The sequence below is a fragment of the Aeromonas sobria genome (assembly GCF_006243315.1).
Lineage (GTDB): Bacteria > Pseudomonadota > Gammaproteobacteria > Enterobacterales > Aeromonadaceae > Aeromonas > Aeromonas sobria_A.
In genome coordinates this window covers 148,289-161,869 of record NZ_NKWE01000001.1, presented here as the reverse complement: position 1 = coordinate 161,869, position 13,581 = coordinate 148,289, and the positions used below count along the sequence as shown (strand labels likewise).

Sequence of the window (13,581 nt, the reverse complement as noted above, 5' to 3'; positions counted from 1 at the left end):
CGCCCTGTTGCTGGTTCAAGGAAACGGATTCTCGATGATCAAGATTGCCATCAATGGTTACGGACGGATCGGTCGCAATGTGTTGCGAGCCCTCTATGAAAGCGGGCGCGACAAGACCATCAAGATTGTCGCCATCAATGAGCTGGCGGCCCCCGAGGCCATGGTGCACCTGACCCGTTACGATACCAGTCACGGTCGCTTCCACCATCCGGTACAACTGGCGGGCAACAGCATGCTGGTGGGGGAGGATCTCATCTCCCTGTTTGCCGAGCGGGATCCGGCGAAGCTGCCGTGGCGGGCGCTGGGGGTGGATGTGGTGCTCGATTGCACCGGGGTGTTCGGCTCGCGGGCCGATGCAGAGCTGCATCTGGCGGCGGGGGCGGGCAAGGTGCTCTTTTCCCACCCGGCCGATGCGGATGTGGATGCCACCGTGGTCTACGGGGTCAACCATCAGGTGCTGACCGGACGGGAGCGGATCGTCTCCAACGCCTCCTGCACCACCAACTGCGTGGTGCCGGTGATTGAAACATTGCATCGAGAATTCGAGATAAATTGTGGTACTATTACGACAATTCATTCGGCCATGCATGATCAGCAAGTCATCGATGCCTACCACAGTGACTTGCGCCGAACCCGTGCTGCCAGCCAGTCCATTATTCCGGTGGACACCAAGCTGGCAAAGGGGTTGGAGCGTATCCTGCCCCACTTCGCCGGCAAGTTCGAGGCGATTGCGGTACGGGTGCCGACCATCAATGTAACAGCGATGGATCTCAGTATTACTGTTCGTAAAAAAGTGACAGTTACTGACGTAAATCAAGCCCTGCAACGGGCGTCCAGAGGTACATTACAAGGTATTCTGGATTACACGGAAGAGCCTTTGGTCTCCGTAGACTTCAATCATGATGCACACTCCTGCATCATTGATGGTACCCAGACCCGGGTGAGCGATGCCAACCTCGTCAAGATGTTGATGTGGTGTGATAACGAATGGGGCTTCGCAAACCGGATGCTGGATACCACCCGGGCCATGATGGCCGCAGGCTGAGCCTGCCCCGGGCGAATAGGTTACTGTTTTTAACATTACCTGAAAATATAGAGGACTGAATATGTCTGTTATCAAGATGACTGACCTGGATCTGGCGGGTAAACGCGTTCTGATCCGTGCTGACCTGAACGTACCGGTAAAAGACGGTAAGGTCACTTCCGATGCACGTATCGTGGCGACGCTGCCGACCATCAAGCTGGCTCTGGAAAAGGGCGCCAAGCTGATGATCACCTCCCACCTGGGTCGTCCGACCGAGGGTGAATACAACGAAGAATTCTCCCTGGCTCCGGTTGTTAACTATCTGAAAGACGCTCTGTCTTGCCCGGTTCGTCTGGCCAAAGATTACCTGGATGGCGTAGATGTCGCCGCCGGTGAACTGGTTGTGCTGGAAAACTGCCGTTTCAACAAAGGCGAGAAGAAGAACACCGAAGAGCTGGCCAAAAAATACGCCGCCCTGTGTGATGTCTTTGTAATGGATGCGTTCGGTACTGCTCACCGCGCCGAAGGTTCTACCTACGGTGTTGCCCAGTTTGCTCCTGTTGCTTGTGCCGGTCCGCTGCTGGCGGGTGAACTGGAAGCCCTGGGTAAAGCCATGCTCAAGCCCGAGCGCCCGATGGTTGCCATCGTTGGCGGCTCCAAGGTCTCTACCAAGCTGACCGTGCTGGAATCCCTCTCCAAGATCGCTGACCAGCTGGTGGTCGGTGGTGGCATCGCCAACACCTTCATCGCTGCTGCCGGTCACAACGTCGGCAAGTCCCTGTGCGAACACGACCTGCTCGACACCGCCAAGAAGCTGGCTGCCGAGACCAACATTCCGGTCACCACCGACGTGGTTGTAGGCACCGAGTTCTCCGAGTCCACTCCGGCCACCATCAAGTCTGTTGCTGACGTGACCGACGGCGACATGATCTTCGACATCGGCCCTGACTCTGCCAAGGCCCTGGCTGACATCATCATGAACGCCAAGACCATTCTGTGGAACGGCCCGGTCGGTGTGTTCGAGTTCGATCAGTTCTCTGCTGGCACCAAAGTGATCGCTGAAGCCATCGCTGCTTCTCCGGCCTTCTCCATCGCTGGCGGTGGTGACACCCTGGCTGCCATCGACAAGTTTGGCATCGCCGACAAAGTCTCCTATATCTCCACTGGCGGCGGCGCCTTCCTGGAGTTCGTAGAAGGCAAGGTACTGCCGGCTGTTGCGATGCTGGAACAGCGCGCCAAAGCCTAATTGACCCGAGACGGGGGGCAAACGCCTCCCGTTTCGTTTATCATGTGGCCGCTGTGCCGGTTCATGATGAACCTCCCATTTTTTATTAACGGCATACGAGACAGGACGATTAAACATGTCTAAGAAAATTTTCGACTTCGTAAAACCCGGCGTGATCACTGGTGATGACGTTCAGAAAGTGTTCGCCATCGCTAAAGAGAACGGCTTTGCTCTGCCAGCAGTTAACTGTGTTGGTACCGACTCCGTTAACGCTGTGCTGGAAGCTGCTGCCAATGTTAAAGCGCCGGTAATCGTTCAGTTCTCCAACGGTGGTGCCGTGTTCACCGCCGGTAAGGGTCTGAAGATGGAAGGCCAGAAAGCCGCCATCCTGGGTGCCATCTCCGGTGCCAAGCACGTTCACGCTGTTGCCGAAGCCTACGGTATCCCGGTTATCCTGCACACCGACCACGCTGCCAAGAAGCTGCTGCCGTGGATCGACGGTCTGCTGGAAGCGGGCGAGAAGCACTTTGCTGAAACCGGCAAGCCGCTGTTCTCCTCCCACATGCTGGATCTGTCCGAAGAGTCTCTGGAAGAGAACATCGACATCTGCTGCGAGTACCTGACCCGCATGGCCAAGATGAACATGACTCTGGAGCTGGAACTGGGTTGCACCGGTGGCGAAGAAGATGGCGTAGACAACAGCCACCTGGATCAATCTTCCCTGTACACCCAGCCGGAAGATGTTGCTTACGCTTACGAGCGTCTGTCCAAGATCAGCCCGCGTTTCACCATCGCTGCCTCCTTCGGCAACGTACACGGTGTATACAAGCCGGGTAACGTCAAGCTGACCCCGTCCATCCTGGACGCGTCCCAGAAGTACGTTTCCGAGAAGTTTGCGCTGCCTGCCAAGTCTCTGGACTTCGTATTCCACGGTGGTTCAGGTTCCACTCTGGAAGAGATCCGCGAGTCCATCTCCTACGGCGTAGTGAAGATGAACATCGACACCGACACCCAGTGGGCAACTTGGGAAGGTCTGCTGAAGTTCTATCAGAAGAACGAAGCTTACCTGCAAGGCCAGCTGGGCAACCCGGAAGGCGCTGACAAGCCGAACAAGAAGTTCTACGATCCGCGCGTATGGCTGCGTGAAGGTCAGACTTCCATGATCAAGCGTCTGGAACAGGCTTTTGCCGACCTGAACGCCATCAACGTACTGTAATTCGTTACAGCACCTTGATTGCATGAAAAGGCGCCCTTCGGGGCGCCTTTTGCATTTCTGTGATCCGCACCGGTTGGTGAGTGGAGGAGGAACTGGGTATTATCGAAACAACTTTGCTTATTTTATTAAACAATTTGCAACCAAAGCAGGATGCTGAGTATGCAGGCAGGAAAGCACAACGGACATCAGGAGCACGTCGCCTCCTACTACGCGGCCACTCGCAACGATCCGCAACAGTGGCCGGAGCTGGAGGGGGAGCACAAGGCGGACGTCTGCATCATCGGCGGCGGCTTTACCGGCCTTAACACCGCCATCAATCTGGCGGATGCCGGTTACAAGGTGGTGTTGCTGGAGGCCAATCGTATCGGCTGGGGGGCGTCGGGGCGCAACGGTGGTCAGCTTATTCGCGGTATCGGCCACGACACCAGCCAGTTTACCCGCTGGATTGGCGAGCAAGGGGTCCGTGAGCTGGATCTGATGGGGCTTGGGGCGGTGCAGCTGGTGCGCGAGCGGGTCGAGCATTTCAATATCGACTGCGATCTGCGTTGGGGTTATTGCGATCTTGCCACCCGCCAGCGCCATCTGGTCGGTTTCGAGGAGGATCTCGCGCATCTGGCGAGCCTTGGCTACGAGCACGAGCTGAAGCTGGTGGCGCGGGAAGATATCCATACCGTGGTGGGGTCGGATCGCTACATCGGTGGCCTCATCGACATGGGCTCCGGCCACCTGCATCCCCTCAATCTGGCGCTCGGCGAGGCGCGCGCCGCCGCCAGCCTCGGGGTTGCCCTGTTTGAACACTCTCGGGTGACCCATATCGACTACGGCAAGCGGGTCGAGGTGACCACTGCCCACGGCCGGGTCACTGCCGATTATCTGGTGATCGGCTGCAACGCCTACCTCAACGACCTCAATCCCGATCTGGGTGGCAAGGTGCTGCCCGCCGGTTCTTACATCCTCGCTACCGAGGTGCTGGATCGCCGCTTGCGCCAGCGGCTGTTGCCGCAAAACATGGCGGTGTGCGATCAGAATGTGGCCCTCGACTACTACCGTCTCTCTGCCGACGGCCGCCTGCTGTTTGGCGGCGCCTGCAACTATTCGGGGCGAGACCCGAAGGATATCAAGGCCTTTATGCTGCCCAAGCTGCTGCGGGTCTTCCCCGAGCTGGCCGAGACCGCCATCGAGTTCCAGTGGGGGGGCATGATCGGGATCGGTGCCAACCGGCTGCCGCAGATTGGCCGCTTGAAGGAATACCCCAACGTACTCTACGCCCAGGCTTACTCGGGTCACGGTCTCAACGCCACCCATATGGCGGGCAAGCTGGTGGCCGAGGCGATCAGGGGCGAGAGCCGGGGTTTCGATCTCTTCGCCAGCGTGCCCCATATGACCTTCCCCGGCGGCCCGGCGCTGCGCTCCCCGCTGCTGGCACTGGGAATGTTGTGGCACCGGATGAAGGATATCTTCTGACCCGCCTTGTCAGCCTCTGTTGTGATGGCTGAAAGCGACCCTTGTACCGGCCCCTTGTTTATAGCGGGTTGGCACTATCGTTCCGCCTGATAGACCAAAATATGCATTCGCGCCAATCCCTTCCGGTTGGCGCTATCTTTTAGGTGTGAGAGTGATTCTATGCGGGCGTATCAGCTTGCCGGAAAAGGGCCGAGGACGAGGGAGAGAGGAGGGCTGAGATGGAGATGAATGTGGTAGCGTCAGGCGGGCTCAGCCCGCTGGCGCAGCGGCAGGGATCTCCCGCTGCGCAGGTACCGGAGAGGGCCACGCCGTCGCCATCGGCGAGCAGTGACAGCCGGATGGTACGCGACCTTGGCGCTGTGCTGGACGAGCTCGGACTGTCGCCGAAAGGTGAAGATAGCGGCGGGAGCAGTGCCTCAATCAGGGATTCGATGGAGGCATTCATCAACACCATGATGGGGGCCCTGCAACAGCAGCAGGAACAACAGCTGGCGTTACAGCAACAACAGCGGCAAGAGCAGGAACAGCGCAAGCTTGCCCTTGAAGGCAGCAGCGAGGATCCGCTGAAGCGGGATCTGGAGCGCCTGCTGGAGAAGCTGGATCAACCGGGCGAACAGGGAAGAGCGCGGGCGCAAGGATCAGAGAGCGGACAAGTTACAGAGAACGAGCAAGTCGCAGAGAGCAAGGAGGTGAACCCCTTGCAGAGTCAGCTGACCAAACTGCTGGAGAGCAGTGGTGCGGCAGAGAGCGGGGTTACTCTCAAGGAGGTGCTGTCAGGGTTGGCCAGCAAACTGCCGAACGAACCTGCCGAGCGAAAAGGGTATCGGGTCGATACCCAGGTTTGAGCTGGCTGGCAACAGCAGGCCAGTCGTTGCAGTGCGTAAGGGGCGGGAAGCCCTTTATTGGGCTGGTTCGGCCAGCCGCCAGCCCTGTTCGCGCTTCATCATCCACACCTCTGCCTCTTGCGGCAGCACCTGACCCGCCTCGAACTCGCCATATTTGCGCTCGAGCTCCATCAGTCCCATCTCCTGCTGGAAGGGGCCGACCCGGTCATAAATCAGATCTTCATCGTGCAACACCTGCAGTTGATCGATCCCCCGCTTGAAGTGGAGCTGGTAGCTGACCTTGACCAGATAGACCCCCTCCATCCGCTCCTCCTTGCCGAGGATGGTGAAGTCGCTGATCTCGAACAGGTTGGCGTCTGTCTCGGCCAGCAGCCTGGCGGTGACCTGTTGCCGGATATCCTCTTCACCGGGCCCTGCACTGCAGCCATAGAGCCAGAGGGCTAGCAGGGGGATGAACCACTTTTTCATCAAAACTCCGGACGGGCGAGACAATCGAAGGGCAAATTTTGCCATGCTGCCGGTCATATACAAGGGATTGCCAGAAAAATCAGCGCGTAACGTATAAGGCGGCCCCTGTCTGCCGACAAGGGACGCCGTTGGTCAGCGTAGCTGATCAAGCTTGCCCAGAAACTCGGTCGGCCCCATAAAGCCGGTGACCCGCTGCCCCGTCAGCTCCTTGCCCTCGCGGTCGAAGAAGATGAGGGTCGGCAATCCCAGCACGTTGAGGCTGTTGAGCAACTCGATATCGGCATCGTCGTTGGCGGTGACATCCGCCTGCAGCAGCACCATCTGGCCGAAGCGCTCGCGCACTGCGGGGTCGCTGAAGGTCTTGTGCTCGAACTCCTTGCAGGCGACGCACCAGTCGGCGTAGAGGTCGAGCAGCACCGGCTTGCCGCGGGCGGCGGCCAGCTGCACCTTGAGATCATCCAGGGTCTTGATGCGGACAAACTGTGGAGCGTTTTGGCTGGCGCCCGCAGAGACGGTGGCAGGGGCGGCCGGTTGCAGCAGATCCTTGCCCACCACCACGGCGCTGATCATCGCCAGCAACAGCACGAAACCGCGCACGCTTTTGGCCACCGAGTGGGGCTGGTGCTGGTTGTGGTGATAGAGGTAGCCGCACAGCAGCAGCCCCCAGCTGAGCCAGGCGAGGGTGGCAAGCTGATCGCTCCAGAGCCGTGACAGCAGCATGATGGGCACCGCCAGCAGGGCAAAGCCAAACAGCTGCTTGATCACATCCATCCAGGCGCCCGCCTTGGGCAGCAGCTTGCCCCCCGAGGTGCCGAGCAGCAGCAGCGGTAGTCCCATCCCCAGCGACAGCGCATAGAGCGCCGCGCCGCCGAGCCAGAGATCGCCGCTCTGGGCCACATAGATCAGCGCCCCCGAAAGTGGCGCAGTGGTGCAGGGGGAGCAGACCAGCCCGGAGATCATTCCCATAATGGCGACCCCGACCACAGAGCCGCCCTGCTGGCGGTTGGAGAGGCCGGAGAGGCGGGTTTGCAGGCTGCTCGGCAGTTGCAGGGTGTAGAGCCCGAACATGGAGAGGGCCAGCAGCACGAACATCAGCGAGAGGCCGATCAGCACATAGGGGTGTTGCAGCGCCGCCTGGAATTTCAGCCCCGCCGAGGCCACTACCAGTCCGAGCAGGGTGTAGGTGACCGCCATCCCCTGTACATAGACCAGGGAGAGCAGGAAGGCGCGGCCGGTGGAGAGGCGATGACCGGCACCGGCGATGATGCCGGTCAGAATGGGATACATGGGGAAGACGCAGGGGGTGAAGGCGAGCCCCAGCCCCAGTGCGAAGAAGGCGACGATGCTGAGCCAGAAACCTTGATTGCCGAGGGCGGCCGCCAGCTGATCCTGCTGACTCACTGCTGCGACGCTTTGTGGCGCCGCATCAGTAGTCGCTTTACTCGCTGTGGTCGCAGTAGTCGCGGCGGCCAGCGGGGCCACATCGATCAGCTTGTCGGTCGGCGGGTAGCAGAGGCCGTCGGTACAGCCCTGATAGCGCACTCGCAGGGTAGCGCCGTCGCCCACCTCCTTTAGCGGCACGGCGATGCTCACCTGCTGGTAGTAGACCCGGGTCTTGCCGAAGAAGTCATCCTGGTGCTCGGTGCCTTCTGGCAGGGTTGGCTCGCTGAAGCTGAGGTTGTTCCCCTTGAAGCGCAGGCTGTGGCGATAGAGGTAGTAGTCGTCGGCGATATAGAGGGTCAGCAGCAGCTGATCGCCGCGCTGTTCACTCTCGACCTGAAAGGCCTCATCGACCTGCAAAAATTTGGGTTTGGCATTGGCTGCAATGCCCAGTGAGCTGAGCAGATCGGCGCCGTTGGCCTGGGCCGAGGGGCTGCCCACCGCTGTCATCAGCAGGGTACAGAGCAGCAGGGGAGAGAGCAGTCGGGTGAGCGTCATGAGGTCTCCCCGTGCAGCCAGTCGAGGTAGGCGGGCAGTCCGGCACTGACAGGCAGGGCCAGCAGCTCGGGCACCTCATAGGGGTGATTGGCTTGAATGCATGCCTGCAGCTCGGCAAAGAGCGGCTGGCGGGATTTGATGATGAGCTGGATCTCGGTGGCGCGCTCCACTTTGCCTTGCCAGCGATAGACGGAGGTGACACCCGGCAGCTGATTGATGCAGGCGGCCAACCGCTGATTGAGCAGCTGTTCGCAGACGAGGTCGGCACTGGTTTGATCTGGGCAGGTGCAGAGCACCACAATGGCGTCGGTCATAAAGCGGATCTTCACCTCGTTGGGGTAAACCGGGCAGGCGCCCTTGCCGTGTCATCCCTCTCTTGCGGATGAAGGTGAAAAAGCGCCCGAAAATCAGCGGCTACTATACCCCAGAGCCGCTTCAAATAGCATCTGTAGCCATTTGTGAGCCAGCGCCAAAAATTAGTGGGGGGCATGAGATAGACGCTGTCATGGGGACAGGGCAGAATGAGCGGGCTTGTTCCCAATTGACGTAAGGAAATGTATGACCCAACAGAATGAGCAGCAGAGAAACCGCATGTTGAGCCTGCTGCGCGAAGGTGAGCGCCGCATGTTGGTTCAATTGGCCGGGCTGCTGCGCACTACCGCCGATGAAATCAATGCCGAGCTGGAGAAAGAGGAGCTGATGGCCACCCTGGAGCAGCCCATCACGGTGGAGTATCTCAACGGCGTGGTGCAGCACCATCTGTTCGAGCGCAAACACAAGGGAGATATGGCGGTTGCCCAGCAGATCCTGAGCGATTATCAGAGCGAGCTGGAAGCGCTGCAGGCCGCCCAGGCCCAGCCTGAAGAGGCTGCCGCTGCCGATGAGAGCGGCGAAGAGCTCAAGGCCCAGGCCTGAGCGACGGGCAGGCCTGAATCCTTACCTCTGAATCAGCCGGCCTGCCAGCGTTGATCCCTCTTGCGGCACCATCATGTCTGCCATGATGGTGCCGTGTCGTTACTTCTGTTGCCCTCACTTGTCGACCTTCACTTTCCGGTTCCGGCCTACTCGATTCGAGCCTTAGTTTGCCCCTTGTGGCATGCCGTGCGGCACTGCGCGGGGGATGGGGAACACCTTGTCATAACCCCAGTTGTAGACGAAGGCATAGATCAGGTAGAAGGCGACGAAGCCCAGATCCAGCACCAGCGCCTCCAGCATGCTGACGTTCAGCCACCAGGACATGACCGGCAGCGCGACGATCAGCAGACCGCCCTCAAAGCCGAAGGTATGCAGCACCCGTTGCCACAGGGTCTTGTGGGTGTGGCCCTGATATTTGAGCAGCAGCTTGTCGACCCCGATGTTGTAGATGTAGTTCCAGACGGTGGCCAGCAGCGAGAAGAACAGTGCCAGCGGCCCCATATGGTTGAGCCCGACCCCGGTGACCCAGCTGGCCAGTGGGGCGGCAATCAGCAGGCCAATAAATTCAAAGCCAATGGCATGGCGCAGGCGATCGTTACGGGTACGCATAAGTCACTCTCTTAATCAGGTTTATTCACGAATTACTGGCTAATCTATAGATCTTTTGCGATAGATTCATGTTGGTATCCATCGCTAAAATAGATAGATGAACAGAGGCTTGCCGGAGGGCCATAAGATGACGCCATCACTGGAACAACTGAGGATCTTGCTGGCCGCCGCCGAAACCGGCTCGTTTTCAGCCGCCGCCCGCAAGCTGGGCAAGGCGCAGTCGGTGGTGAGCAGCGCCATCGCCAATCTGGAGATCGATCTGGCGCTCACCCTGTTCGACCGCAGCGGCCGCTATCCGCAGCTGACGGAGGCGGGGGCCCGCATGGTGCAGGAGGCGGGGATCCTGCTGGCGCAAAGTGAACGGTTGCAGTCCATTGCCGGGGAGCTGGCGGCCGGGGTGGAGACGGGCCTCACCCTGGCCATCGATGATGATTCCCACCTCCCCTGGCTTGGCACCCTGCTGGAGGAGTTTGCCACCCGCTACCCGACCGTGGAGCTGGAGCTGCTCTTTCCACTGATGGAGGATGTGACCGAGCTGCTGGTGACCGGCCGGGCCCAGCTCGGTATCAGTTACCAGAAGGTGCATCCCCAGCGGGAGATCGTCGCCCGTTCGCTGGGGGAGGTGACCATGCCGCTGGTGGTATCACCGGCTCATCCGCTGGCCCGCAAGCAGCCGCTGCGAGAGGTCGATCTGCAGGGGGCGCGCCAGCTGATGGTGACCGGCCGACGGGAAGGGAGCGAGCGTCAGCGTTTTCGCATCTCGGCTCAGGTGTGGTGGGTCGAGGGGGATCTCGGGGTGCTGGAGCTGGTCAAGCGGGGCCTTGGCTGGTCCGCCATCCCGGAATTTCTGCTGCATCAGCCGTTGGCGCGGGGCGAAGTGGTGGTGTTGGAACCGGATTTTATCGCCAGCCACGCGCTGGCGCTGGAGCTGCAGTGGCATCGCGCCCGCCCGCTGGGGCAGGCGGGGCGCTGGCTGAAGGAGGCACTGCTGGCGCGGGTGCCTCGCTAGCCGACCTTACTCGGTCAGTGCGTAAGGCAGGGGTTGCAGGGTGAGGCGGGAGCCTTCGTCCTGCTTGAGGCGGAATTGGGCGTCAGCCTCGGTATCTTTCGGCAATACGGCGGTGAGCCACACCTGCCCGGCCTGTTGCCAGGCGTTGAGCACCATGCCGCTGCGGCGCCAGTTGTCACCCAGTTGCAGCTCAAGGGTATCGCCGCTGGCGATCGGCTCGCCGCTGGTGCCCGCCAGCAGGAACAGGGCGCGGTTGTTGGCGCCGCGATACTTGGCGCGGGCTACCGTCTCCTGCCCCATGTAGCAGCCCTTGTTGAAGCTGATGCCATCCAGTGCTTGCAGGTTGAGCATCTGCGGGATGTACTCCCCCTGATGCACCGCTTCCATGTGCGGCAGACCCGCCTTGATCTCGAGTCCCCACCAGAGTGATTCGTCGCCCTGTGGCAGAGAGTCCGCTTGCTGATTGCTCACCAGCAGCCAGCGATCCTGTTCGATCTTCACCGCCATGCCGCCGTCGATGAGACCGCTCTGCGCCAGATCAAACTGGGCGGCGATCCACCCATCGCTGCCTGCACCGGCGATCCCGGTGGCGTGGCGCTCATCGGCACAGATCTCCACCTTGGAGAAGACTGCGAACTTTTTGAGCTCCGGCAGTTGGCGTTCCAGCACCGATGGAGTGGTCAGCATTAATAGGGACTCTTCCAGGCAGAGCAGGCGAAAATCACTCCATAGCTTGCCCTTGGGATCGCAATGACCACCCGGGGTCTGTTGCCCCGGCTGCAGGGCATTCACATCACAGGTGACCTGACCTTGCAGAAATTTTGCGCGATCCGGGCCACTGAGGCGGGTGATGGCCAGCTTGGTCAGGGGGAAACGGGTCGGTTCGGCAGGAAAAGCAGGTGGTTGCAGACTCACGATGGTATTCCAGAGAGAAAGTATGTGAGCTGCATGGTAAAGATGTAACTAATGTTTGTCAGCCGGAAAATCCTGCTGGTACCATCCCCCGGGTCTATGTAAGGAGAGTGCCATGTTGAGCCCAGTTGAAAAATCCCGTCTGAAATGGGCCTGCCGTCGCGGCATGCTGGAGTTGGATGTGATCTTTATGCCGTTTTATGAAAACGAGTTCGACGCCCTGAGCGACGCCGATCAGCAGACCTTTATCCGCCTGCTGGAGAGCGATGATCCGGATCTGTTCCGTTGGACCATGGGCCACGCCGTACCGGCCGATCCCGCTTTTGTCGCCCTGATCAAGATGATCCTGGAGCGTAATCAGGCCCGCCACGACCGTCAGTTGTAATGCCGTGGCGCGGGTGATCATCCAGGTTCACCCCTCCCGCCATCAGCAGATATTGCTGGTGGCCCTCTTTCTGTTGCTGCTTTGGCCGGTGGCGGGTCTGATTAGCGGCTGGCAGTGGGCGCTGTTGCTGCCCGTCTGGCTGGTGGCGCTCTGCTTTAGCTGGCGCGCGCTCGCCGCACCCCCGTTTGAACTGATCTGGGATGGCCAGTGGCTGCAGTGGCAAGGGTGCCGCTACCAGCTTGGCAAGCAGAGCCGCACTCTGCCCGGTGTGCTGCGATTATCCCTGTTCCCCGATCCGCAAGGCACTGGATCGGCGTCGCCACGGCAACTGTGGCTCTTCTCCGATGCCCTTCCCCCTGAACACTACCGCCTGCTGGCCCGTGCCATTCACTTCCTGCCGTCTGGCCATCAAGGCTGATACCCCTTTACTGAGTAAGGCGCCAGGTGATTGCCAGTGTTGGCGTGTCTGGCTCAGGCAGTGATCAATAGGCGGTAGGGGTGATCAGCCTTTCTGGCGACCAAACGCTTGAATCCCCCGCACCAGCACCAGCCAGCCGAGCAGATGGAAGGGCAGGGCCAGCAGGTAGAGCAGCAGAAAGTGTGACTCGTTGCCGCTGCTGTTGATGAAGTCGATCCAGGCGGCCAGCAGGGCCAGCATACCGGCGATCTGAAAACGGCGGCGCAACACCACTTCCACACCGAGGTTGGCAAGATAGAGGGTGAGCAGAATACCGGCAAAGCCGGTGAGCTGGGCGGTGCCATACAGCTCACGATCCGGGTTGAACAGCAGCGTAATCAGTGGGGTAAGGCCCTGATCCAGCGGGATCAGGGCCAGCAGCCAGCATGCTATCAATAGCAGCGCTGTTCTCATTGCGTCAACCGGCCGGTTGGGTCAGCTTCACCAGACTCAGATAGTTGGCATCCATGGTGAGGAAGACCCCCAGCAGGCGCGCACAGGCGCCATAGAAGCCAAACTGGTCGGCAGCGCGACAGGCGGTTTCGAACTTGGCGAACCAGCCCAGCAGATGGGTGTGCAGCAGCGCCTCCTGTTCGTTCAACCAGCTTTCCCGCTCGGCCGCGCTCTTGGCTTCCGCCGCGCGGATGATGAGATTGCCCATCAGATCCAGCTCGATGGCCAGATGGTCGGCAGGCTCCTGGTATTTGTCGCTGACATTGATGCCGAGGCGATCGAGGCGGGCCTGCATCTCGGTCATCGGGGCCTGCATCAGCAGCTTGGCATCGCCGCGGTAGAGCGATTCGTAGGGCAGGGCGCCCTGCTTGGGATCCACCAGAAACAGGCCGGCGAAGTCGGCGGCCAGCTCCAGCTGGCGATCCGGGCGCACCAGCAGGCGAGCGATGGCGTCGTTGAGTTCCGCCACGGCGTCGCGCATCGGGTCGAGGGTCGAGAGGCTTTTCAGGAAGCTTCGCACATCATAGGTGTCATATTCGGCGATCTGCTCATCGCTGAGTTCGGCGGCGAACAGGGTGGAGAACCACCAGTAGAGTTCGGCCCGGCGTTCGCTGGTAGCCATAAATTCCTGCATTTTTCCTCCGTGGATGGCAATCGGGAG

At 60.2% G+C, this 13,581-nt stretch carries 16 protein-coding genes; 9 read left to right on the top strand and 7 right to left on the bottom strand.

Annotated features, from left to right (window positions below):
• Nucleotides 1-34: 34 nt before the first annotated feature.
• The 5 genes from epd to CF137_RS00730 all read left to right on the top strand — a co-directional run bounded on the left by epd (nucleotide 35) and on the right by CF137_RS00730 (nucleotide 5,774).
• Nucleotides 35-1,045, top strand: coding sequence for an erythrose-4-phosphate dehydrogenase (gene epd, locus CF137_RS00750; protein WP_101321310.1), 1,011 nt, complete (start codon nucleotides 35-37; stop codon nucleotides 1,043-1,045).
• Between the two features lie 61 nt (nucleotides 1,046-1,106).
• The gene (locus CF137_RS00745; RefSeq protein WP_042018236.1) at nucleotides 1,107-2,270 is read left to right on the top strand and encodes a phosphoglycerate kinase; all 1,164 of its coding nucleotides are present in this window, start codon (nucleotides 1,107-1,109) and stop codon (nucleotides 2,268-2,270) included.
• A gap of 115 nt (nucleotides 2,271-2,385) precedes the next feature.
• Entirely contained in the window at nucleotides 2,386-3,465 is a 1,080-nt protein-coding gene (gene fbaA / locus CF137_RS00740; protein ID WP_042018234.1) for a class II fructose-bisphosphate aldolase, read from the top strand.
• A 159-nt stretch (nucleotides 3,466-3,624) separates the two neighbouring features.
• Nucleotides 3,625-4,929: an NAD(P)/FAD-dependent oxidoreductase gene (locus tag CF137_RS00735; RefSeq protein WP_139717231.1), complete on the top strand. Its 1,305-nt coding sequence runs from the start codon at nucleotides 3,625-3,627 to the stop codon at nucleotides 4,927-4,929.
• A 218-nt stretch (nucleotides 4,930-5,147) separates the two neighbouring features.
• The gene (locus CF137_RS00730; protein WP_139717229.1) at nucleotides 5,148-5,774 is read left to right on the top strand and encodes a hypothetical protein; all 627 of its coding nucleotides are present in this window, start codon (nucleotides 5,148-5,150) and stop codon (nucleotides 5,772-5,774) included.
• A 54-nt stretch (nucleotides 5,775-5,828) separates the two neighbouring features.
• Here CF137_RS00730 and CF137_RS00725 read toward each other — a convergent pair whose 3' ends face one another.
• The 3 genes from CF137_RS00725 to cutA all read right to left on the bottom strand — a co-directional run bounded on the left by CF137_RS00725 (nucleotide 5,829) and on the right by cutA (nucleotide 8,494).
• A complete protein-coding gene (locus CF137_RS00725; RefSeq protein WP_139717227.1) occupies nucleotides 5,829-6,242 on the bottom strand; it encodes a hypothetical protein in 414 nt (137 codons plus the stop codon).
• Between the two features lie 132 nt (nucleotides 6,243-6,374).
• Complete coding sequence (locus CF137_RS00720) at nucleotides 6,375-8,180, bottom strand: protein-disulfide reductase DsbD (RefSeq protein ID WP_139717225.1); 1,806 nt, start codon at nucleotides 8,178-8,180, stop codon at nucleotides 6,375-6,377.
• Nucleotides 8,177-8,494 (bottom strand): divalent-cation tolerance protein CutA, encoded by a 318-nt coding sequence (gene cutA, locus CF137_RS00715; protein WP_139717223.1) that lies wholly within the window; start codon nucleotides 8,492-8,494, stop codon nucleotides 8,177-8,179. The genes CF137_RS00720 and cutA overlap by 4 nt, the downstream gene beginning before the upstream one ends.
• A 244-nt stretch (nucleotides 8,495-8,738) precedes the next feature.
• Between cutA and CF137_RS00710 the strand changes: the two genes are divergently transcribed.
• On the top strand, nucleotides 8,739-9,095 hold the full coding sequence (locus CF137_RS00710; RefSeq protein ID WP_005362699.1) for a hypothetical protein: 357 nt from the start codon (nucleotides 8,739-8,741) through the stop codon (nucleotides 9,093-9,095).
• Nucleotides 9,096-9,257: 162 nt separating this feature from the next.
• Here CF137_RS00710 and CF137_RS00705 read toward each other — a convergent pair whose 3' ends face one another.
• The gene (locus CF137_RS00705) at nucleotides 9,258-9,704 is read right to left on the bottom strand and encodes a PACE efflux transporter (protein ID WP_101325710.1); all 447 of its coding nucleotides are present in this window, start codon (nucleotides 9,702-9,704) and stop codon (nucleotides 9,258-9,260) included.
• A 127-nt stretch (nucleotides 9,705-9,831) separates the two neighbouring features.
• Between CF137_RS00705 and CF137_RS00700 the strand changes: the two genes are divergently transcribed.
• A complete protein-coding gene (locus CF137_RS00700; RefSeq protein ID WP_139717221.1) occupies nucleotides 9,832-10,713 on the top strand; it encodes a LysR family transcriptional regulator in 882 nt (293 codons plus the stop codon).
• 6 nt (nucleotides 10,714-10,719) lie between these two features.
• On the opposite strand, the gene ygfZ is transcribed toward CF137_RS00700, so the two are convergent.
• Nucleotides 10,720-11,628 carry a tRNA-modifying protein YgfZ gene (gene ygfZ, locus CF137_RS00695; protein WP_139717219.1) on the bottom strand — a complete coding sequence of 303 codons (909 nt, stop codon included), beginning with the start codon at nucleotides 11,626-11,628 and terminating at the stop codon, nucleotides 10,720-10,722.
• A gap of 112 nt (nucleotides 11,629-11,740) precedes the next feature.
• On the opposite strand from ygfZ, the gene CF137_RS00690 reads away from it, so the two are divergent.
• Nucleotides 11,741-12,010 (top strand): FAD assembly factor SdhE, encoded by a 270-nt coding sequence (locus tag CF137_RS00690; protein ID WP_098968575.1) that lies wholly within the window; start codon nucleotides 11,741-11,743, stop codon nucleotides 12,008-12,010.
• Nucleotides 12,011-12,029: 19 nt separating this feature from the next.
• Nucleotides 12,030-12,428: a protein YgfX gene (locus tag CF137_RS00685; protein WP_139717443.1), complete on the top strand. Its 399-nt coding sequence runs from the start codon at nucleotides 12,030-12,032 to the stop codon at nucleotides 12,426-12,428.
• Between the two features lie 84 nt (nucleotides 12,429-12,512).
• On the opposite strand, the gene CF137_RS00680 is transcribed toward CF137_RS00685, so the two are convergent.
• A complete protein-coding gene (locus tag CF137_RS00680; RefSeq protein WP_139717217.1) occupies nucleotides 12,513-12,881 on the bottom strand; it encodes a hypothetical protein in 369 nt (122 codons plus the stop codon).
• 4 nt (nucleotides 12,882-12,885) lie between these two features.
• Nucleotides 12,886-13,554 carry a molecular chaperone TorD gene (gene torD / locus CF137_RS00675; protein ID WP_139717215.1) on the bottom strand — a complete coding sequence of 223 codons (669 nt, stop codon included), beginning with the start codon at nucleotides 13,552-13,554 and terminating at the stop codon, nucleotides 12,886-12,888.
• Nucleotides 13,555-13,581: the final 27 nt, after the last annotated feature.